The organism is Enterococcus raffinosus (assembly GCF_018917525.1).
In the GTDB taxonomy this organism is placed as follows: Bacteria; Bacillota; Bacilli; order Lactobacillales; family Enterococcaceae; genus Enterococcus_A; species Enterococcus_A raffinosus_A.
In genome coordinates this window covers 1-22097 of record NZ_JAHLOS010000054.1, presented here as the reverse complement: position 1 = coordinate 22097, position 22097 = coordinate 1, and the positions used below count along the sequence as shown (strand labels likewise).

Sequence of the window (22097 nt, the reverse complement as noted above, 5' to 3'; positions counted from 1 at the left end):
GCGACTGCCCATAATTCCCGTCAAAAAACCAAAACACCAGCAGAGGAAACTGAACCAAGCGCTGCCGAACAATCCCCAGAAAAAGAAAAAACTCCGAAAAAAGCGATAGCTGCGACTGCTAAAAAGCAGTCATCTGCACCTGTAGCGGCTACTTTGCCACAAGAAGAGCCGAAGAATATTGCTGCAAGTAACAACACTTCTACAAATAAAAATACTACCCAAAAGAACAACCAATCAATCCCTACGAGTCCGCCGAGAAATACCAACACGTCCAATGGTCCGTCACCGAATGTTACACCAAAGAAAAAAGCCACTGGGAATAAAGCCAAAGAACGGCTGCAGCAACCGGATACGTCTTATAAACGTTTTGGTAAAAGTGAAGAACAGATTCAGAACAACCGAGACGGTAAAAAGAAGAAGAAAGTAGAGGATAGAGCCTTGGGGCGGAGTAAGAACCGAAAAAGGAACAAAAGAAAATAGTACTCTTGTTTAATCAAGGGGATTATTTGGCGAGTTTAAAACTAAAAGAACTATTCATATTGCTCTTTAAGCGACGGACAAAAATAAGTCACGTGGCTTATTTGGCGAGCTCAAATTTATTTAAAAAAAATACCCTTTTTTTTAGACAAATCAGCAAAATAGTCTAACTTTTTGGTGATTTGGAAGCGTCTTATTTTCATTTGTTTTTTGCTATTGGTAAGCTGAGGGTAACAAATTGAAGGGGGAAACATCATGAGACATACGAATGGAAATTATGAAGCCTTTGCCAGACCAAGAAAACCGGCAGGCGTGGATGACAAGAGTGCCTATATTGTAGGGGCGGGTCTAGCAGGCTTAGCTGCGGCTGTTTTTCTGATCCGAGATGGTCAAATGAAGGGTGAACACATCCATGTTTTTGAAGAGCTTTCTTTGTCTGGTGGTTCATTAGATGGGAAATTTATTCCCCATGACGGTTTTGTGACACGGGGCGGTCGTGAAATGGAAAATCACTTTGAATGTTTATGGGATTTGTTCCGCTCAGTGCCATCATTAGAGGTAGAAGATGCTTCTGTTTTAGATGAGTTTTATTGGTTGGATCATGATGATCCCAACTCATCAAATTGTCGCATCATCCATAATCGCGGAGAACGCGCGGAAGACGATGGTGACTTTACGTTGTCGAAAAAAGCGCAAAAAGAATTGGTCGAGCTTTTCATGACTTCAGAAGATCAACTGATTGGTAAAAAAATCGAAGATGTTTTCGGAGAAGAATTTTTTGCATCGAACTTCTGGTTGTACTGGTGTTCAATGTTTGCCTTTGAAAAATGGCATTCAGCGATCGAAATGCGTCGTTACGTGATGCGTTTTATTCATCATATTAAAGGCTTGCCAGATTTTACAGCATTGAAATTTACTCGCTACAATCAATATGAATCGTTGGTAAAACCACTATTATCATTTTTGAATGATCATGGGGTAGATTTCCAATATGAAACGAAGATCAACAATATCGAAGTTGAAGCGACTCCTGACAAAAAAGTGGCGAAGAAAATTTTATTGACGCGTTCAGGCAAAGCTGAAGAGATTGGCTTAACAGAAAATGATTTAGTTTTCGTTACGAACGGCTCAATCACGGAAAGCTCGACAGAAGGAGATCATCATACACCAGCACCAATCACTCATGAGCTTGGCGGCAGTTGGAATTTGTGGAAGAATCTAGCGAAGCAATCTGAGGAATTTGGTCATCCGGAGGTCTTTTGCGACAATTTGCCAGACGAAAGCTGGTTCGTTTCTGCAACTGTTACGTGGGAAAACTTTGACATTGAACCGTATATTTCACGCTTGACTCAACGTAAATTACGGACTGGAAAAGTAGTAACGGGCGGAATTATCACCATCAAGGATTCGAATTGGTTGATGAGCTTTGCGACTCATCGTCAACCGCATTTCAAAGAGCAAAGCGATCAACAGACAGTTACTTGGGTTTATGGTTTATTATCTAATACACCTGGAAATTACATCAAAAAACCGATCGAACAATGCAGCGGGCAAGAAATCGTTCAAGAATTGATGTATCATCTAGGGGTTCCAGAAGATGACATCAAGAAATTCTCTGAAGAATCTTGTGTCGTAGTTCCTGTTTATATGCCGTTCATCACTTCGTACTTTATGCTACGTGAGCCTGGCGATCGTCCGTTAGTCATTCCAAACGGCTCAGAAAATCTGGCCTTTATCGGGAACTTCGCCGAGACCGACCGCGATACCGTCTTTACGACAGAGTATTCTGTTCGAACAGCGATGGAAGCTGTTTATTCATTCTTAGATATCGAACGCGGTGTGCCAGAGGTATTCGCCTCCGCTTATGATCTTCGGACCTTAGCCACTTCGGTTTATTACTTAAGCGATCGCAAGAAGCTTTCTGAGATGGACCTGCCATTCGTTGAAAAGAAAGTGCTGGAGCATTTTGTCAAGAAAGTGGAACATACCTATATTGGCGATGTTTTGAAGGATAATCACTTGCTGTAAGAGAAGTGGGAGAAATTTCTCCCGCTTTTTTTATATATTACTTGCCCTAAACTATGGTTCAGGGTTTAAAGTAGGGAAAAATTGATGGAGGTCTTCAAGATGACAGACAAGGTATTAGTAACAGGCGGAACAGGTTTTTTAGGTATGCAAATGCTCTTACAATTATTAAACAAAGGCTATGATGTTCGGACGACAGTGCGCTCATTAAAAAGCAAAGATAAGGTGATTACTACCTTGCGAGAAAATGGCGTTTCAACGATTGATCGGCTTTCGTTTATTGAAGCAGATTTATCGAAAGATGATCATTGGGAAGAAGCGATGGAGGATCGCGATTACGTATTGAGTGTGGCATCACCTGTCTTTTTTGAAATTCCTAAAGACGAGACGGAAGTGATTCGGCCAGCAATTGAAGGAATCATCCGAATCTTAAAAGCCGCTAATCGAACAAAGGTCAAACGGGTCGTGATGACTTCGAATTTTGGAGCAGTGGGGTTTACCAATAAAGATTGGCAGTCAGTGACAACGGAAAAAGACTGGACAGATGAACAGGCTAAAGGGCTATCTGCTTATGAAAAATCAAAATTATTAGCTGAAAAAGCGGCTTGGCAGTATATTGAGACAGAAGGTACGGGCTTGGAATTTGCGACAATTAATCCAGTCGCAATTTTCGGTCCCTCATTGGACAGTCATGTTTCTGGTAGTTTTGATTTACTGAAGGGAATTGCCAGTGGCTCAATGAAAGTCATCCCGAATATTCAATTAAATGTAGTCGATGTCAGAGACGTTGTTGATTTACACATTCGGGCGATGATAACGCCAGAAGCTGCAGGGCAACGGTTTATTGCTTCAACGGATGGAATGATCTCAATGCCTGAAATCGCAGAGTTGCTGCGAAAAGAACGCCCACAATTATCTGAGACAATCTCGAAAAGAACGATGCCAGATTGGCTCTTAAAAGCAGCCTCGCACTTTAATGCTACGGCGAAAGAAGGTCAATTCATGGCTGAGATGAATCGTAATATCAGCAATGCAAAGGCTAAAACTATTTTAGGCTGGACACCAATGGGAACAAAAGAGGAAGCAGTATTAGCCGCAGTTGATAGCTTAATTAAATACGAGCTGATTTAATTCGATGACCAGGAGACAAAAATGTTTCTTGGTCTTTTTAGGTTATGAGATTTTTTCTAATGTTGCTGCTTGATTTATAGTATAATTCTAATAAATACACTGAGGGGGACAACGAATGATCAAAGTAGCAATTGTTGGATATGGAAATTTGGGACGCGGAGTGGAACGGGCGTTAAAGCAAAATGCGGATATGGAGTTAGTCGGCGTCTTTACAAGAAGAAATCCCGAAACTGTTCAGACAGAGGGCGCACCTACCTATGTACTAGATGAGCTAGACGCACAGAAGGGAACCATTGATGTGTGTATTTTATGTGGGGGCTCTGCAACGGATTTACCCGTCCAAACACCAGCAATCACAAAAAACTTTAATACGATTGATAGTTTTGATACCCACGCGAAGATTCCTGAGCATTTTGCAAATGTTGATCAAACAGCAAAAGAGAATCAAACTGTTTCGATTATTTCCACCGGTTGGGACCCAGGCTTGTTTAGCTTGAATCGACTATATGCTCAAAGTATTTTGCCAGAAGGGGAGACCTATACTTTTTGGGGCAAGGGCGTGAGCCAAGGACATTCGGATGCTTTGAGAAGAATTGAAGGGATTGCGGATGCGATCCAATATACGATTCCGAAAAGCGAAGTGATCGAGAAGCTAAAAGCTGGCGAAAAAATGGAATTGACGACACGAGACAAACATTTACGCGAATGCTTTGTTGTTTTAGAGGCGGGGGCAGATGCTGAGGCGATCAAGGAAGAAATCGTCACGATGCCGAATTATTTCGATGAATATGATACAATCGTTCATTTTATTTCAGCTGAAGAATTGAAACGCGATCATCATGCAATGCCGCACGGCGGTACGGTGCTGCGGACAGGCACAACTCATGAAGAAACGAAACAAGTGATTGAATACAATCTGCAATTAGAAAGCAATCCTGAATTCACTGCCAGCGTGCTGGTTGCTTATGCCAGAGCGTGTGTACGTTTGGCAAAAGAAAAACAATTCGGCGCCTTTACAGTATTAGACATTGCGCCAAAATATTTGTCTCCAATCGATGACGCGACATTAAGAAAAGAATTACTATAGGCAGTATAAAAGCGAAGTGATCCCTAGCCAGCTAGGTCACTTCGCTTTTTTATATGTCGCTGATTAGCACCACCAAGGAGAACCGGTCCTCATCATAGTTAATATCCAAGTTTCCATTATAGCTTTCGACGATCGAACGGACAGACTGCAATCCGATTCCGTGATCCTGTGGTTGCTTTTTGGTGGTAAAGAAGCGTGATCCGCTTTTCTTAATGTGATGATTTTTCGTATTGCTAATCTCGTAGCTGAAAAAACCGTTATAATATCTGGCCTTCAGTGTAATTTCTTTTTTCGGGGCTTGTTTAGCTGCTTCGATCGCATTATCTAAGGTATTGCCAAACAACGAACACAAACTGATATCATCGATGGTGATCATCGTGTCGATATCCAACTGCATCGAGCAATGGATCTGACAGTCTTGCATTGACTGATACTTCGCATTCAAGACGGCATTAACAGTGGTATTTTTACAAAAATCACGAGTAACGAGCACATGCTGCTGGGTCAAGTTACCCAGGTATTCCTCTGCTTGCTCAGGTTGATTTTCACGCATAAAATTGAGGAGCACTCCAAAATGATTATTCATATCGTGGTGAACCTTGCGCAGCTGTTTTTGATTCCTCTCAAGTTCCTGATAATACTCTCCTTGCAGCTGCAGGTTTTGATTCTCTAGTTTATAACGAAAGCTCTGGGCGATGTATCCCGTCATATACAAACTACAAATGCTGGTCAAAATACAAGCAAAAGCAGCGGGGTAGACCATCCGAGTATCAGACGGAGTAAAGATCACAAAACTGCTCATCGCTACCAAAGGAGTCAAACAAATCAAATCAATGATCACCCATAATTTCATGGTGATCTGTGTTTTTGAAAAAGGAATAGCAGAGCGAAAGCCTTGATACATCACGAACCAAGTAAGGCCGCAGATGAAGTGCATCGTCCCATGCAATAATAAATCTAAAGCTAACTCTTCTCCGCCAGCCACCCAAAGTCTTAACCCGATATCTTCCATCAAAAAATTGAGTGCGATGATAAAGGGAAATAAAATCATCGTCAAAGAAAATTTGTGAATGAAGGGGCCTTGTAGAAAGAATACATTTGACCCTAGAAAAACCAAGAAAATTATCGCTACGTTGATATCATTTGGAAAAACCGGTAGGGCGATCATACAAAACAATGCGAAAAGAAAAAACAGCTTAAACAAGCGGTTTTCTTTGACTGTTACGAACTGTTTGACTAGCTGATAAAGAAAATAGGTGCCAAATAGTCCAAATAACTGGTTGATAAAATCAAAAAGGGCATTCATCGGTTCACCTACCTCAACATATTTCTAGCAAAACTGACCATAAGGGATTGACGATATTTCCGACTGATGGGTAATTGCTCCTGATTACAAGAGAGAGACGCGGTTTCTACCTGTTCCACGTAGTTCAAATTGACGATGTAGCGGTTATGAATCCGAAGAAAGCACTCTGGCAGCTCTAAGTCACTAAGTTTTCCATAGAAAGAGTTGGTATCCTCTGTGGTCACGACGGTTACTAGCCGCCGATCACTAGTGAAGTAGCAGATATCCTTCAGCGCCACTCTAGTACTGCCGGACTTTTGTTCGATGACAAAGTATTTTTGTTGCGTCATCTCCAATTCATCTAAAGCTTTGTGTAAAACATCAATGATTTTTTTTCCATCATAGGGCTTTAGTAAATAATTCAAGGCCCGAACCTCATAGCCTTGAAAAACAAAATCAGCAAAGGCTGTGATAAAAACGATGACCGCGTGTTGATTGATTTTTCGTATTTGCTTGGCCGTTTCGATCCCATCCAAGGTTTTCATTTCAATATCTAAAAAAAGAAGATCGACTGTTTCCAGCCGATTACTGCTTAGTAGTTCTTCCCCCGAAGCAAATTCACTAAGCTGATAATCGACACCAAGTAATTGAAACTCTGGTTCGATTGTTTTGGTCAATGCTTTACGCATTTCTTTTTCATCATCACAACAAACAACTTTCAGCATTTTCTCCCTCCTTTTTCCTCATTATAGCATTAATATATCACCGAAAATGACAATAAATCGGTCAAAGATTACATGATGCCTCATGGGTAACGTCTCCTATTTCTCCTAAAATAAGGGTATAGAAAACAAGGGGGAGAAAAAATGTTAACAGTCGAGCATTTATACAAAAGTTTTAATACTGGCGGGGTTCAGTATGATGTATTGAAGGATGTGTCCTTTACCGTTGATGAAAGTGAGTTTGTCGCAGTGATGGGACCGTCAGGAAGCGGGAAAACCACACTTTTGAATTGCATTTCTTGCTTTATTCCATATGAAAAAGGCGAGATTCGTTTAGACGATACCTTATTAGCCAATCTTAATGAAGAAGCGATGGCGGAAGTTCGGAACAAGAAATTAGGCTTTGTGTTCCAAGACTTCATGTTGTTAGATGGCTTAACGATCTTTGAAAATGTCTGTGTCCCAAAAGTCATCACACAAGCACCGTATCGTCCAATGGAGCAAAAAGTTACCAAGTTACTTAAATTGTTTGGGATTGATTCGATTGCCAATAAATATCCGGTGGAAATCTCGGGCGGACAAAAGCAGCGGACGGCGGTAGCGAGAGCGTTAATGAATGATCCATTGATTTTATTAGCGGACGAACCGACCGGAAACTTAGATAGTAAATCGCGGGATACCGTGATCGAAGCCTTCATTGAAGCCAAACGATCATTAGGCGCGACGATTTTCATGGTGACTCACGATACCTTCTCAGCCAGCTATTGTGACCGCGTTTTAGTCATGAAGGATGGCAATATTTTTACAGAGCTGGTACGAACAGGGACACGACAACAATTCTTTGATGAATTGCTTCATGTTTTAAAAGAATTGGAGGGGAATCCTGATGAAGCTATCCATGTCTGATTTATTAAAAAAACTGCGGAAATACAATCAGCGAAATTATCTGCAATTCATCTTCTGTATGACGTTTTCGGTGTTGCTGATCACTTCTTATGCGGTAATGCTGTACAGCACGATCGTTCAGCAAACCCTGCCTGTCGGTGGCGATAGCCGCAAGCAGGTGATGATGATTTTTGCGATTGCGATTATTGGCTGTTTGATCTTTATCATGTATGCGGCCAGCTTGTTCCTGAAATTTAAAAGCCGCGAGACTGGCGTATTTTTAGCTTTAGGGGCAAAGAAAAAATATCTGTCACAAAAGCTGACGATTGAAATGCTGCAATTAATGATCGGGTGTATTATTGCCGGCGGTGTTCTTGGGATTGGTTTAGCTTTCCTGATTTGGCAGATTTTCCAAATGGTGTTGTCTAATCTTGGCGATATGTCCTTAGGCTTGTCCATTACCGGCATTGCAATTGGTCTGATTTTCGGTCTTGTCTCGATGGTTCCCGTACTGTTTCAGCTTTACCGTTTTGTACAGCGAACGGATATGATGGAAATTTTGTATCATGAGCATAAAAATGAACCCTTACGGCCGGTGACTACGAAGTATGGGATATCAGGAGTTGTATTATTAATTGTAGGGATAGTTGTAGGATTTGTGGTGCCAAGAATCGTATCAAGTACAATGGGAATATTATTGCCGGGTCTTTGGAATGTTACCTACCTGTTTTCATTGGTTGGAATTTATCGCATCATGATCTACGCTATCATGAAGAGCAAACGGGGAAGAAACCCGCAGAAATACTACAATGATTTAATCGGTTCTAACATGATGAAATTTCAAGGGCGTCAAACAGTCCGCAATATGAGTATTATTGCATTGTTACTAACGGCTAGTTTATTTGCTTGTTTCTATCCGCCACAATTAGCAAGTGCTACAAATGCGCTGCTAAATAGTCCCGTGGATTACGAACTGCATTATAATAATGCTGAAGAGGAGATAGATCGTCAAGAACTTTACCGTTTGGCAAATAAACACGATGTAAAAATCAAGGACTACCAAGAAATCATCTTTTCAGAACTGATCGCCAGCGGTGTGGAACGTGATTGGACCGATGATGGAAAACTAATGGAAGAATATATGGAGGACCATCGTTTAGCCGATTTTATTGATGTGACGACCTTTAATCGTGCAACTAAAAATAATTTAACCGTTCCTCAAGGTCAGTACTATCGAGTGAAAGGCCAAGAAGAAGCTGAGACCTTTTTTGAAAAAGACGATGATATGGATAGAGTCACGAACCCAGTCACAAAAGAAGTCTTTTCGGTATCCTTCAAGGGGATTGTTCGTTGTCAGCAGCTAGTTAGTCAAGGCAGTCGCCGCTATGTTTTGAACGATCAAGATTATCAAAAGATGAAAGCCAATCTGACTCAAGAAAATCAGACGAAGCAGATTCTTTTTAATGTTGCGAACTTGAACGCTTCTTATCCATTTGCGCAAGATGTTTATAAGGTCTTCATCGAAAAAGCCTCTCCTAAAATGGCGGTGGCTAACTCGTATGATGCCTATCAATCGTCAAAAGCTAAAGCGAATAATCAGCCTTATGGATATGATCGTAAAATCAAACTTTCTCCCGACAACCGCGATTTAATGGATAGCTGGAAGTATTATCCGGCGATGAAAGTGTTAGTGGAAAATACATTTTTCCAAAATGTGGCTGTTTACTTTTTAGTCTTCATTTTTGTAGCAATCATTTGTTTAGCTGCAGTCGGGGTGATTTCTTATACGCGCAGTATCACGATCGGCTTATCTAATCAACAACTGTTTGAAGATTTGAAACGTTTAGGCGCGAATAATCACTACATTCGCAAGTGTGTGCTTAGTCAGTTAAATAAACTCTTTATTTTACCGACCATTTTAGCAGCCAGTTTGATTTACGGTTTTACCTTGCTGGTGTTTACATCAAATGACGGTCAATTTACTAATAATGAAATGAACGCCTTGATGATGGATAGTGTGCTGCTGGTTCTGGTTGTTCTCTATCAGGTGATTATCTATGGGGTATCTTTTCGTAAAATTAAAGGGATTTTGAATATCTAGTTCCTATCAACCACAAGTAGACTTATCAAATTTGGTAAGTCTTCTTTTTATATCTCAATCCAACTATTCGATTATTCTGCTTTTTTGTGGTAAATTTCAGGCACTAAAGCAACCAGATAGAGGTGGGCGTCATGAAATTGACCCAAGAAGAAGTTCTAGAAAAAATTTATAATCTGATCTTAAATCCCAATACGCGCGAATGGGAACGGTATTTGTTAACAACGGCCAAAGATGGTTTAGAAGCTGACGCAAGCTTCAAAGATCAAGTTGCGAAGCTGGAAGCTGATTTGCGACCGTTAGCCCTTCGGAATAATTTGACTCCAGACGTGACGGATTTTTATCAGGAGCTCACGGGGGAGGATTCTAGTGAAATAAAAACAGAAAAGCATGAAATTGATGATCCAGCTTATCAAGAACGAGCGATTTTTGCGGGGGGCTGTTTCTGGTGTATGGTGGAGCCTTTCGAGACACATCCGGGAATTGTCTCGGTTTTATCAGGGTATACTGGCGGGACGACCGATCACCCTAGCTACGATCAGGTCAGTGGCGGCTATACGGGTCACGTTGAAGCGGTCGAGATTATTTTTGACACGCGAATCGTCAGCTATCAAGAGCTGATGGAGCTTTATTGGCAAATCATTGATCCCACCGATGCATTTGGCCAATTTCAAGATCGAGGCGTTCAATATCGTCCGATTATTTTTGTCTTGAACGAAGAACAACGCGAAATTGCCGAGAAAAAGAAACTGACAGTAATCGAGTCAGGTGTCTATAAGAAACCGATCATTGTTGAAGTAGAAGAAGCCCGCACGTTTTGGCCGGCGGAAAATTATCATCAGGAATTCTACAAAAAGCAGCCGAAGCGCTATAAGGCCATTAAACGTGCGCGCCAGCAATTTCTGACGTATCAGCATGTAAAAGGGAAATTGCGAACAGGATTCCTGCGAAGCAAATAAAGCAAAAGAATTTTTTTAAAGTATTGACATTCCTCTAGGAAGGGATTATATTATATACATACCAACCGAATGTATGAATAGGAGATGCCAAGATGGCTCGGAATAAATACCCGGAAGAAACAGTAAATAAAATTTTGGATGTTTCGATGCAACTGTTTTTAGAAAAAGGCTATGAACATACGTCAATTCAAGATATCGTCAATCATCTCGGCGGTTTATCAAAAGGAGCGATTTACCACCACTTCAAATCAAAAGAAGATATCCTCGATGGTGTGATGAATAAGCTTTACCAAAATAATGACAACGAGTTAGATCACCTGCGACTGCTTGAGAAAGATTCAAGTATGACCGGATTGCAAAAGCTGCAGGCGCTGTTTACGACAGCGTTAGAAAGTCCCCGCCAGGATGACATGTTTCAAATGGCACCTGACTTTCTAAAAAATCCTCAGATGCTGGCGATGCAAATCGAGGGAATCTATACCGAATCGGTGCCGCACTTTGTTCAGCCGATCATTGAAGAAGGAATCGCGGATGGCTCGATCAAGACCGATTATCCTAAAGAGCTGGCGGAGATGATTCTGTTACTGATAAATATCTGGTTGATTCCATTGGTTCATGATGAAGATCCAAGTAGCGTAACCAACCGTTTTGCCCTCTTTCAAGAAATGATGGGTAAAATGGGCATTGAGATTTTCGATAAGGATGCAGTCAAGCGGCTTGAGAAATTTCGCAAGATGTACAATCAAAAAAATTAATTTCTGCCTTCTAGGCAGTTTTATTTAAAAGTTATACATACCGTCGTTAGGTATTTATATAATGAATGTTACTTCAATAAATAAAGCAAATAAAAAAGAGAAAAAGGAGTGTTTTAAAATGGAACAAAAAATGAATAAAAGCAATGTCTACGGTGTAAATGGTGAGAATCAAAAAGAAAGAACAATGTTCGAACGAATCGGCGGAGGGATCACAGTAATCTTTTCAGGGATGTTTATTTTACCAATCCTATCTGTGCTAACCGGAGCTTTCGGCATCATCGGGATTGGTTTACCGGCAGTTGCCATGATGAATCTTTTTGGTATCCTGCATATTCCATTCAATGTACTGTTTGTTCAGTTGACCGGATTTCCGCAGGTGTTGGTTGGCTTTATCGTTGGTTTGATCTTTGTGGCTTTATCTATTGTTTGCGGCACCCTGTTGAAAAAGTATATGGCTATTGCCAAACGAATGATCTAAAAGAGGTACTGCTAGAAAAGTAGAAACAATACTTTCCGATTTTTATGAATCTCTGCTTTGCTCATCCAATAAATTGTCATTTCGAAACAATACGTTCAATTTGAAAATAACCATCAATTGTTGCGTATATTTGTGAATAGGCAAAGAGGAGAGTGAATATTTAAAGTGTTGTTAGTTTTAACGTTAGTCGGGTTGTTGCTATCATCCGGTTTCAGCAAGAAAAAAAGTAGGTTAGCCAATTGGATATATTCTTATCGTTTGTTCAAGGAGTTTGCCTAAGTGTAGTATTAGTATTAATTGAAAAGATCGAACATTCATCTAATCATTAGATGTCGTTTATTTCTGAATAGGAGCTGATCTGAAAGTTTAAAAGACTTTTGGATCAGCTCTTTTTTCTAAACTGAGTCAAAGAGATCAATTTTCTATGATGAGTATTGTTATTAAAAGTGAGGATTATGCTTATCCAAATTTCTCTTCACACCGTTTTAGATAAAAAAAGAAAATGTTTATATTATAAAATTTCTGGATATAAAGAATGAAATACGTAATAATTGAGTATTTTTCCATCTGATAATAAGGATATGAATAGGGAAACTAAATAAGGACACAAAATTAATAAAATTTACGAAAAACCAAAAAAAGTCTATTGATTTATTAACATTAATTAATTATATGTTAATATAAAAATATATGTTTAAAGCGATTTGCATATTGTAAATCTCTTTTTTTTTCTTGGAATAAAAAATATAAGGACAAATAAATCATTTAGCTAATTAAAATGTGCTTAGCTGGGTAATATAATTAAATGAAATTAATCAATTATTAATCCAGTTGAGAAGGGAGCGAGAAATGCAAGCGAACGATTTGTTGATGGATGATGACCGTTATAAATGGTATCTACTTCAGTATTTGGAATTAAATAAAAATGCCTATTGTTCAGTTGATCAACTCGGAGATATTTTAGAGATTTCTCGCTATAAATTAGAAAAATATCTGCAGGAGCTTCAGGATGAGCTGAAAGAAAATCACTATGATGCCACGATTGAGTTGCTTGAAACAGGGGAGATTGAGGTTCAGCAACTGACACATGCGATTGTTAAGAAAATGCGCCTGTATTTAGTTGAGCGAAGTCTTACTTATAAAATATTCCACGGCTATGTGACCAATGAAACCAGTCTTGATAAGCAGATCGAAGAGCTCCATGTGAGTCGCTCGAGTACCTATCGCTTATATAAACGATTGAAAGATCAACTCGTGGAAGAAGGATTTCAGCTAAAGAAGAATCAACTGATCGGAGAAGAGGACACGCTCCGAAATTTTTTGTTTAGTCTGTATTACGAAATTTTTAATGGATTAGCCAGCCCATTCGATGATACGACACAACATCAAGCAAAGGAACTCTTTCGCTATTTGGAACATTATTTAAATCTTTCATTGCCTAAAACAAAAGAGCATAAGCTGCAATTTTTCATAAGTATTGCTTTGGTACGCATGAGCAAAGCCCATCTGATGGATCGAGAATATCTGGAATATGTAGAAAATGATGCGACAGAATATCTGGATAGATGGTTGGATAGTCATTTTTCATTGACGAGTACAGAAAAACGACGAGAAATTGCTGCCTTATTACTATTTTGTCAGCTGATGGAGATTGATTTGCCACTAGAAACGACGATCCTCGAGGGCAAAGAGATGCGAATGGCGGAGAATTTAGTCGATGAATTTTTGCAGTACTTAGCCAGCTACTCACGATTTGAGATTAATCAATTAAAAGAAGACAAGGAATTGGTCGCTGGGTTGTTGAGGATCAATCGAAGATGGCTGGTCTATCATTTTCGCGAATCGACTTTTGTGACAAAAATCCAACGTCGCTACTTTCAAGAAATTAATCCTAAACTGGATGAGCTGATCCAAGATTTTATTGAGAAAGTCGCTCATAGAGGGATTTTTCATTCGGATCAGGAACGGAACAAGCTGTATTATGACTATTTATTTTTCATGATCACACAAATATCCGTCGACGAGCTAGAGGACCCTGTCTTTATTTGTATCGATTTTTCTCACGGCAACAGCTACAACGACTACATTCAAACGATGCTGAGCTCCTTGCAGAGCATGAATATTTGTTATGAAGAAAAATTAAGTACAAAGACGCAAATTTATTTATCTGATTTTTTGATTGAGACGCTTCCTTGCCATCAAATGATTTGGAAACGTCCACCGACACCAGAAGATTGGTCCGAGTTTGGACATCTATTATTAACGGTTAAAGGAGGAGCCTATGAATAGAAATTTATTGATCGCACTTGCACTTCCATCATTAATGTTCTATCAGTCGAATGCGCCGATTTTGTATAGCAGCGAGAAATTGATTATTCACGTAAAAGAAGAACAAGCAATACTTGGATTCGACCTGACTGAGTCTGGGAATACCTTGATTATTTCGAATGATCAACTACAAGGAGGCGATGAAACTGTTAATGAGGCCCGTCCACCGGATCAGTCGAAAAAAAATGATCCAAAAAAGCAAACAACAATGAAATCTAAAGACAGAAAAACTCTTCCCCAAACAAAGAAACAAGTGACTGAAGAGTCATCAAATAGGAAGAAAACGGCTGCTTTGGAAGCCATTGAACAAAAGATCAGTGCGTTACCATTTACAGAGTTGCCAGATGATAAAACTGGCGAACGAGAACTTGTCCGGATGTTGGCAAATATGTCCGGAACAATCATGTACGGTACCAAAATGACAGAAATCAATCGAGAAGAATATATTACGTTTTAAAGGGGATGAAAACAGATGAATCGATTAAAAAAAATATGGTCATTATCTGCAATAGTTGGGATGATGGTGGGGATTTTTCCAATGTCAATCTTTGCGGAAACCACTGAAGCCGCTGGTGTGGTAATTAGTCAAGCGGTACTTACAGATACAGACGACCAGGAAATTACCGAAGATAATCAAGTGAAGCAAAAAGATACCATAAAAGCTAAATTAAACTGGTCATTAGCGAAGGCCACACTAATTAAAGAGAATACAATCGTAACAGTCAACTTGCCAGCAAATCTAAATTTTCCAGATCAATCAGGCAGTTTAGCCGATGGAATGGGAAATTACCAAGTAAGAAATCAACAACTGCTATTTCAGCTTGCTAAAAATTACGAAGAAACGGAAGACGGACGAGCACCAGAATTCACCAGCGCAAAATTTTATGAAGGTCTTCTGGAATTAACTGCTGAAACAACAGCAGAAGAACTAGAGACAGAGCAGGTTGATTTTGGATATAATCTTGTTTCGACGATTTATTATGATAAAAAAGTCGATCCTGCTGCTGATCCGCTAGAACAGATAGAAGGGAAACAAAAGACTCAAACAAGAGCTCATAATCCAAACTTAAATGAACGTCTTGAAAAATTATTCACGAGTATAAAAATTACTGATTTAGCTGGCAATGAATTTACAGAAGCCAATCCAGCAGTAAAAGATGCGGATATTAGAATTAATTTTGATTGGTCACTAGATGACGATGTAGAAATTTTAGATGGGGATACCTATACTTACCAGCTACCTGACTATTTCTCAGTTTACAATGCAATAGATGAGCCGTTGAAAGATGAAACAACAGGAGTTCAGCTTGGTCGGTTTACATTAGATGAAACAGGAAAATTAACGGTCATTTTCAACGGTGAAGGCACCAATCTGAGTGTACGTGAAGGCACTATCAAATTAGAAACAGAATTAAAGGTGACGACAGATGTTGAAAAAATTGAAATTGTTACTGGAATAAAGGATGAAGATGGAGAGGTTATCACCATTACTTTACCGATTGCAAAGGCAGATATTCAAAAATCAGGTGTCATCAATGCTGAAAATACAGTGATTTGGTCAATTGTAGCAAATAAGAATCGCTTAACATTGAAAAATGCCATCATCAAAGAATATCTCCCTGAAGGCTTAAAAGTTTGGTATACCAATTATTATATCCAAAACGAAAGCGGAAACTGGGAAACGGCACCTGAAGGATTCATACACGTAAGACAAACATCTAGTTCAACTTATGAATATTCTTTCCCATCAGGTGAATTGACAGTACCTATAAAGATCGAACTTAAAATGACGATTGCCGACAAAGATAAAACTGAGTTTCTGAACAAGGTAGAAATATCTGGTGACAACTTCCTACCGAATTCTTCAGAGGCGACGGTTTCATTTAATCAAAAAGATAATTATAAAAAACTGAATGATTATGACTTAGACTCAGGTATTTTAAATTGGGAAGTGAAAGCTACCTTCACTCAGGAAAGCGGAATATTTAAAGATTGGATGTATGTGAAAACCTACGATCCTAATACTGCTACACATCACTTAAAAGAGGGAAGTATACAAGTTTTTGACGAAAGCGGGAATAAAATTCCGGATGAGGATTGGGAATTTGCTGACGCTGATTCTAAGGATTACGCTAAAAAAGAAGGAAAATATGTTCATTTTACGTTGAACTTCAAGAAAAAAGGTATTTATACCATCAAATACTCGACTGAAGCTTTTGAAAAACCAATGCGGCCCGGAACAGGAGTAGCTAATTTTGGAACGGTCATTGATGGGGAGTCAAAAGAAGAACTTACTGGCGGTGAAACAGTCAAAGTAAATGGAAAACTAGGTGTGCTTAAGGAAGCTTATAATAAGAATAATACAGATTCTACAGTTGAGTATAAGATAACGATAAACTCTAATAAGCTCCTTATGAAAAATGTGATTATTACAGATCGATTTGATAGTTTGAATGGCGGTTACCCTAGCGCTTTGCAACTGCTTGAAGATACACTAAAACTTAGCTCTGATTCAAAACCAGAGCTTGATTTAGGAATAGATTACCAATTAGAAAAATTAGATGGTGATGCCAACTTCAAAACTGGCTTTCGTATTAAACTAATTGGAAACTTTGCAGAAACATCTGAAAAAATTGTCTTGAAGTATAAGGCAAAATATTTTATTGATGAACAAGAGAAGAATCCCAATGGGGCAGCAAGCTTACGTTTCGATAATAGTGTGATAGTTTCATATACTGGAGAAGATGGAAAAAATCATACGGACGGTGACGACGTCGCTTTTTGGGGAGATTCAAAGCTTTCTTACAATGGCGTTAAGTATGGTGTTTATGCAGCAGAAAATGCCGACCTTACGACAAAATTCACACATACAAATCCTTTCGATGAAACGAAGGCTCCAGAAGATAGCGTATATTGGTCAGCAGTATTTAACACATGGAAAACTAAAATACCCGCCAATACAATAATCCGTGAAGCTCTAGGCGAAGGGGAAACATTGCGTGATATCGTTATTTACGACGTAGAACTCGCAGCGACAAAGGTAGAAGTAGGTAGTTTAGGTGCAAAATGGGTCAAAGGTGAGGATTATGAGGTTGTTTATGACGGTGATGTACCAGAAATAAAACTTCTAAAAGATAAAACAAATCCTTTTTCGATATTTGTTTCAGCAGCTGCTTCAGAAGAAGTATATAAATATAAGAATGTAGCAACAATGACTATTCCAAATAATAAACCTCTAGTTGTTGAGGGGATGGTTGAAAAAAGTGAAAAAACTGCATGGATCGACAAAGATGGAACCCAAGGAACAGATAAGGATTATCGTTTGATTAATTGGACGGTTATTCTAAACAAAGATGGACACAAGGTTATTCAACCACTTGTTGAAGATACTGTTAATATGGCTGACCAGACATTTGTTTATGATGAGGATAAAAATGTCGTCGTTAAAGTCTATAAAGCAAAAAGTGATGGACAAGGTGGTTTTGAAAAAGATGGAGAAGCTATCGTTTTTGATGAAGGGAATCAACCATTTGTCACAACTGATTCTGCTGAAGGAACGCAGAAATTAACAATAAAATTAGGAGACTCCATCAACTCGCCTTATATTGTAGAGTACCAAACGATGTTAGATCCTGATATAAAGAATCATGAAAAAGTTAGTAATAGTGCGACTCTTTTTGGTAAAGATGTCAGTATTCATGAAACCTCAAAAGAAGTTATAGTCAAATCAACAAATGGCGAAGGAACCTCAAGCGGAAAAAATGGTTCTTTAAAATTTAAGAAGCTAGATGAAAATAAAGAATTGATTAAAACTAAATCGGCTTTTTTTGATCTTTATCGCAAAGACAAAGAAGGAAATCTTACTCTAATGATGTCGGATATTGAAGTAAAAGGGGATAAGATTATTGAAAATGGTGTCGAAATTGACCAACTTTCTAGATTGCGCTATGGAACATATGTAATTGTTGAAAGCAAGGCACCTGAAGGTTACGTGAAAAACGAGAATAAGCACGAATTTACTATTTCTAGTGAACAAATTAATTATGTATTCACGCTTGAAAATAGAAAGATTCCTGATAAGTTAAGTACGAAATTAGAGCTAGAAGCGAAGAAAGAACTAGATGGTCGCCCATTGAAAGCAGACGAATTCAGCTTCACGTTGAAAGGTGACGGCGGCGTTGACCAAACGAAGAAAAACGCTGCTGATGGAAAAGTTATCTTTGATGAGATCACTTATGACCAGGCAGGAATCTATGAATATACAATTTCAGAAGCAATACCAACAGAGAAAGAAACAGGTGTCACTTACGATGATACGAAATATAAAGTAACGGTCACAGTAGAAGAAAAGGCTGGGAAATTAGAGGCAACAGCCGTTTACGAAAATATCAAAGCCGGCGAAGTCCCAACGTTCAAGAATACTTATAAAGCACTACCGGGAACGGTTCAATTAGAAGCGAAGAAAGAATTAAGTGGTCGCCCACTAAAAGCAGACGAGTTCAGCTTCACGTTGAAAGGTGACGGCGGTGTTGATCAAACGAAGAAAAATGATAAAGACGGCAAAGTATTATTCGATGCCATCACGTATGACAAAGCTGGAACGTATGAGTACACAATCTCAGAAGTTGTCCCGGCAACGCCAGAAACTGGAATGACTTATGACGCCAAGAAATATGAAGTAACAGTTGAAGTAGTAGAAAAAGATAATAAGCTAGAAGCAACAGCAACATACAAAGATGTTACTGTAGGCGAAGTTCCAACCTTTAAAAATACGTACAAAGCACTACCAGGAACGATTCAATTAGAGGCGAAGAAAGAACTAAGTGGACGTCCATTGGCAGCGGATGAATTCAGCTTCACGTTGAAAGGTGATGGCGGAGTCGATCAAACGAAGAAGAATGATAAAGATGGTAACGTAACCTTTGATCAAATTAGTTTCGACAAGGCTGGAACATATAAATACACGATTTCTGAAGTAACCCCAGCAACCCCAGAAATCGGAATCACTTACGATACTACACAGTATGAAGTAACTGTCACAGTGGAAGAAAAAAATAATAAGCTGGAAGCAACAGCGGTATACGAGAAGGTGAAGGCCGGCGAAGTTCCAACCTTCAAAAATACGTATAAAGCCTTGCCAGGAACGCTTCAATTAGAGGCGAAGAAAGAACTAAGCGGACGTCCATTGGCAGCCGAAGAATTCAGCTTCACTCTAGAAAGTGTTGATGGTGTTGAACAAACGAAGAAAAATGATAAAGACGGCAAAGTATTATTTGATGCCATTACGTATGACAAAGCTGGAACGTACGAATATACGATCTCCGAAGTTGTCCCAATCACACCAGAAACTGGAGTAACTTACGACAAAGCAACATACAAAGTAAAAGCTACAGTAGAAGAAAAATCAGGCAAGCTGGAAGCGACAGTAGAATATGAAAACGTCAAAACTGGCGAAGTACCTGTCTTCAAGAATACGTACAAAGCACTACCAGGAAGCATTCAGTTGGAAGCGAAGAAAGAATTAAGCGGCCGTCCATTGGCAGCCGAAGAATTCAGCTTCACTCTAAAAAGTGTTGATGGTGTTGAACAAACGAAGAAAAATGATAAAGACGGCAAAGTATTATTCGATGCCATCACGTATGACAAAGCTGGAACGTATGAATACACGATCTCTGAAAAAATTCCAGCAGCTAAAGAAACAGGTGTCACTTACGATGATACGAAATATAAAGTAATCGTAACAGTAGAAGAAAAAGCTGGCCAAATGATGGCAACGGCAGTCTACGAGAGCCTTCAAGCAAACGAAATTCCAACCTTCAAAAATACCTACAAAGCCTTGCCAGGAACCATTCAGTTGGAAGCGAAGAAGGAGCTGAGCGGCCGCCCGCTAAAAGCCGACGATTTCAGCTTTAACCTAAAAGGTGACAATGTCGACCAGACGAAGAAAAATGATAAAGACGGTAAAGTAACCTTCGATCAAATCAGTTACGACAAAGCTGGAACATACAAATATACAATCTCGGAAGCAACCCCAGCAACCCCAGAAATCGGAATCACTTACGATAATACGCAGTATGAAGTTACAGTGACAGTAGAAGAAAAGGCTGGAAAATTAGAAGCAACCGCCGTTTATGAAACCGGCGAAGTTCCAACCTTCAAAAATACCTACAAAGCATTGCCAGGAAGTATTCAGTTAGAAGCGAAGAAGGAATTAAGCGGTCGTCCACTGAAGGCCGATGAATTCAGCTTCAATCTAAAAGGTGACACTGTCGATCAAACTAAGAACAATGATGCAGATGGCAAAGTCCTATTCGATCAAATTGATTATGACCAAGCAGGAATCTATGAGTACACTATTTCAGAAATGATTCCAGCGGACAAAGAAACGGGTCTGACTTATGATGAAGCAGTTTATAAAGTAACTGTAACTGTCGTGGAAGAAGCTGGAAAACTAAAAGCAAAAGTAGATTACGAAAGCCTGAAAGCCGGCGAAGTTCCAACCTTCAAAAATGTGTACAAAGCACTACCAGGAAGTATCCAGTTGGAAGCGAAGAAAGAATTAGATGGTCGTTCACTAAAAGCTGACGAATTCAGCTTCAACCTAAAAGGTGATAACGTTGACCAAACGAAGAAAAATGCTGCCGATGGCAAAGTAATCTTTGATGAAATCACTTATGACCAAGCCGGAACCTACGAGTATACAATCTCAGAGTCGATTCCAACAGACAAAGAAATGGGTATCACTTACGACGATACGCAATATAAAGTAAGCGTCAAAGTAGAAGACAAGGCTGGAATGTTGGAAGCTACAGCCACTTACGAAAATGTTAAAGCCGGTGAGCTGCCAGTCTTTAAAAATCTGTATACACCTGAAAAGAAAGTGCCAACTGGCGAGATTTTATTAAAGAAAATCGACAGTAAAACAGGTCGAACATTAGCCAACGCTGAATTCAAGTTGGTAGATGACAAAGGACAGGTTGTAGCTGGAAAAGAAAAAATTGTTACTGGGGAAGACGGGTCGATTTTCATTAAAGGATTGACGGATGGTGAGTATCAAATCATCGAAACCAAAGCCCCAGATGGCTACCTGATCGATGAAACGCCAATAAAATTCTCAGTGAAAAATAATCAGCCAAGCAAAAAAGAGATCAATCAAGAAAATGATCCTCTCACGCTACCTGAGACCAGCAATTCTAGCAATAAAACCACCAATGTTCAAACGACGTATCGAAATGCTACTGGAAAGAGTACAACAGTCGCAAAACGATTGCCGTCAACAGGAAGTATTCAAAGCAAGGGCTTAGTTATTTTAGGTCTGTTCTTCTTAGCGATGTTTGGCCTAGTTGTATTTGGAAAAAGAAAAAATGTTTAGTTTATCAAGCAGAAAAGAGGGAGTCATGAAAACTAACGCAGAACCAAGTTGGATTTCGGAACTAAATGAAGAGGAGCTGGAATTTATTAAATTCTTTGTCCTTTCCTCTGGATCGATTAAAAAGCTGTCTAATATCTACTCTACTAGCTATCCAACGCTAAGAAAGCAACTGGATAAATTGATTCAAAAAATCCGAATCAGCGAACGCAAAGAAAATGACAAGATCATTCAACTGATTCAGCAATTAGAAAAAGAAGGAAAAATTGATCAAGACATTGCGGATACCGTTGTACAAGAGTACGGTAGATCATTGAATTGTCTGATTGTTGAGTAACACGAAAACTTTGGATCATTTCAGTAAATGAAGTGATCCAAAGTTTTTTTAACATTAAAGGAAGTATAACATTTTAAGCGGTCAAAGGATTGATACATCAATCTTTTGACCGCTTTTCATCTGGTCTTTTTCCTATTAAACTAGAGAGATGAAACCCAATA

Annotated in this window: 14 protein-coding genes and 1 pseudogene; 13 read left to right on the top strand and 2 right to left on the bottom strand. The window is 39.2% G+C overall.

The features are described 5' to 3' along the window. The 4 genes and pseudogenes from KQI58_RS20800 to KQI58_RS20785 all read left to right on the top strand — a co-directional run. Positions 1 to 480 (top strand): annotated as a pseudogene (locus tag KQI58_RS20800) (hypothetical protein); the annotation flags it as partial. Positions 481 to 732: 252 nt separating this feature from the next. Further along, the gene (locus KQI58_RS20795) at positions 733 to 2505 is read left to right on the top strand and encodes an oleate hydratase (protein WP_216410859.1); all 1773 of its coding nucleotides are present in this window, start codon (positions 733 to 735) and stop codon (positions 2503 to 2505) included. 99 nt (positions 2506 to 2604) lie between these two features. Beyond that, positions 2605 to 3633 carry an NAD-dependent epimerase/dehydratase family protein gene (locus tag KQI58_RS20790; RefSeq protein WP_216410858.1) on the top strand — a complete coding sequence of 343 codons (1029 nt, stop codon included), beginning with the start codon at positions 2605 to 2607 and terminating at the stop codon, positions 3631 to 3633. A gap of 115 nt (positions 3634 to 3748) precedes the next feature. Further along, complete coding sequence (locus KQI58_RS20785) at positions 3749 to 4720, top strand: diaminopimelate dehydrogenase (protein WP_216410857.1); 972 nt, start codon at positions 3749 to 3751, stop codon at positions 4718 to 4720. Between the two features lie 49 nt (positions 4721 to 4769). Here KQI58_RS20785 and KQI58_RS20780 read toward each other — a convergent pair whose 3' ends face one another. Both KQI58_RS20780 and KQI58_RS20775 read right to left on the bottom strand, forming a co-directional pair. Further along, positions 4770 to 6026, bottom strand: a complete 1257-nt coding sequence (locus KQI58_RS20780) for a sensor histidine kinase (protein WP_216410856.1) — start codon at positions 6024 to 6026, stop codon at positions 4770 to 4772. A gap of 8 nt (positions 6027 to 6034) precedes the next feature. Then, entirely contained in the window at positions 6035 to 6730 is a 696-nt protein-coding gene (locus KQI58_RS20775) for a LytR/AlgR family response regulator transcription factor (RefSeq protein WP_216410855.1), read from the bottom strand. A 141-nt stretch (positions 6731 to 6871) separates the two neighbouring features. On the opposite strand from KQI58_RS20775, the gene KQI58_RS20770 reads away from it, so the two are divergent. The 9 genes from KQI58_RS20770 (at position 6872) to KQI58_RS20715 (ending at position 21936) form a co-directional block, all read left to right on the top strand. Then, positions 6872 to 7633 (top strand): ABC transporter ATP-binding protein, encoded by a 762-nt coding sequence (locus tag KQI58_RS20770; RefSeq protein WP_216410854.1) that lies wholly within the window; start codon positions 6872 to 6874, stop codon positions 7631 to 7633. Next, a complete protein-coding gene (locus KQI58_RS20765) occupies positions 7614 to 9713 on the top strand; it encodes an FtsX-like permease family protein (RefSeq protein WP_216410853.1) in 2100 nt (699 codons plus the stop codon). Before KQI58_RS20770 ends, KQI58_RS20765 begins: the two co-directional genes overlap by 20 nt. A gap of 131 nt (positions 9714 to 9844) precedes the next feature. Continuing rightward, positions 9845 to 10669 (top strand): peptide-methionine (S)-S-oxide reductase MsrA, encoded by an 825-nt coding sequence (msrA, locus tag KQI58_RS20760; protein ID WP_216410852.1) that lies wholly within the window; start codon positions 9845 to 9847, stop codon positions 10667 to 10669. Between the two features lie 92 nt (positions 10670 to 10761). After that, on the top strand, positions 10762 to 11424 hold the full coding sequence (locus KQI58_RS20755; protein ID WP_016179706.1) for a TetR/AcrR family transcriptional regulator: 663 nt from the start codon (positions 10762 to 10764) through the stop codon (positions 11422 to 11424). A gap of 118 nt (positions 11425 to 11542) precedes the next feature. Next, positions 11543 to 11902 carry a hypothetical protein gene (locus KQI58_RS20750; RefSeq protein WP_216410851.1) on the top strand — a complete coding sequence of 120 codons (360 nt, stop codon included), beginning with the start codon at positions 11543 to 11545 and terminating at the stop codon, positions 11900 to 11902. Between the two features lie 849 nt (positions 11903 to 12751). After that, the gene (locus tag KQI58_RS20745) at positions 12752 to 14191 is read left to right on the top strand and encodes a helix-turn-helix domain-containing protein (protein WP_216410850.1); all 1440 of its coding nucleotides are present in this window, start codon (positions 12752 to 12754) and stop codon (positions 14189 to 14191) included. Beyond that, positions 14184 to 14687 carry a hypothetical protein gene (locus tag KQI58_RS20740; protein WP_216410849.1) on the top strand — a complete coding sequence of 168 codons (504 nt, stop codon included), beginning with the start codon at positions 14184 to 14186 and terminating at the stop codon, positions 14685 to 14687. The genes KQI58_RS20745 and KQI58_RS20740 overlap by 8 nt, the downstream gene beginning before the upstream one ends. Positions 14688 to 14702: 15 nt before the next feature. Further along, complete coding sequence (locus tag KQI58_RS22895; RefSeq protein WP_253296067.1) at positions 14703 to 21602, top strand: Spy0128 family protein; 6900 nt, start codon at positions 14703 to 14705, stop codon at positions 21600 to 21602. A 25-nt stretch (positions 21603 to 21627) separates the two neighbouring features. Then, on the top strand, positions 21628 to 21936 hold the full coding sequence (locus KQI58_RS20715) for a DUF2089 family protein (RefSeq protein WP_216410848.1): 309 nt from the start codon (positions 21628 to 21630) through the stop codon (positions 21934 to 21936). Positions 21937 to 22097 lie beyond the last annotated feature (161 nt).

What these genes read in the sequence shown, in the direction of transcription:
- KQI58_RS20765 (WP_216410853.1), top strand. Translation starts at nt 7,614, where the DNA reads ATGAAGCTATCCATGTCTGATTTATTAAAAAAACTGCGGAAATACAAT.
- KQI58_RS20770 (WP_216410854.1), top strand. Translation starts at nt 6,872, where the DNA reads ATGTTAACAGTCGAGCATTTATACAAAAGTTTTAATACTGGCGGGGTT.
- KQI58_RS20780 (WP_216410856.1), bottom strand. Translation starts at nt 6,026, where the DNA reads ATGAATGCCCTTTTTGATTTTATCAACCAGTTATTTGGACTATTTGGC.
- KQI58_RS20790 (WP_216410858.1), top strand. Translation starts at nt 2,605, where the DNA reads ATGACAGACAAGGTATTAGTAACAGGCGGAACAGGTTTTTTAGGTATG.
- KQI58_RS22895 (WP_253296067.1), top strand. Translation starts at nt 14,703, where the DNA reads ATGAATCGATTAAAAAAAATATGGTCATTATCTGCAATAGTTGGGATG.
- KQI58_RS20750 (WP_216410851.1), top strand. Translation starts at nt 11,543, where the DNA reads ATGGAACAAAAAATGAATAAAAGCAATGTCTACGGTGTAAATGGTGAG.
- KQI58_RS20715 (WP_216410848.1), top strand. Translation starts at nt 21,628, where the DNA reads ATGAAAACTAACGCAGAACCAAGTTGGATTTCGGAACTAAATGAAGAG.
- KQI58_RS20785 (WP_216410857.1), top strand. Translation starts at nt 3,749, where the DNA reads ATGATCAAAGTAGCAATTGTTGGATATGGAAATTTGGGACGCGGAGTG.
- msrA (WP_216410852.1), top strand. Translation starts at nt 9,845, where the DNA reads ATGAAATTGACCCAAGAAGAAGTTCTAGAAAAAATTTATAATCTGATC.
- KQI58_RS20755 (WP_016179706.1), top strand. Translation starts at nt 10,762, where the DNA reads ATGGCTCGGAATAAATACCCGGAAGAAACAGTAAATAAAATTTTGGAT.
- KQI58_RS20740 (WP_216410849.1), top strand. Translation starts at nt 14,184, where the DNA reads ATGAATAGAAATTTATTGATCGCACTTGCACTTCCATCATTAATGTTC.
- KQI58_RS20795 (WP_216410859.1), top strand. Translation starts at nt 733, where the DNA reads ATGAGACATACGAATGGAAATTATGAAGCCTTTGCCAGACCAAGAAAA.
- KQI58_RS20775 (WP_216410855.1), bottom strand. Translation starts at nt 6,730, where the DNA reads ATGCTGAAAGTTGTTTGTTGTGATGATGAAAAAGAAATGCGTAAAGCA.
- KQI58_RS20745 (WP_216410850.1), top strand. Translation starts at nt 12,752, where the DNA reads ATGCAAGCGAACGATTTGTTGATGGATGATGACCGTTATAAATGGTAT.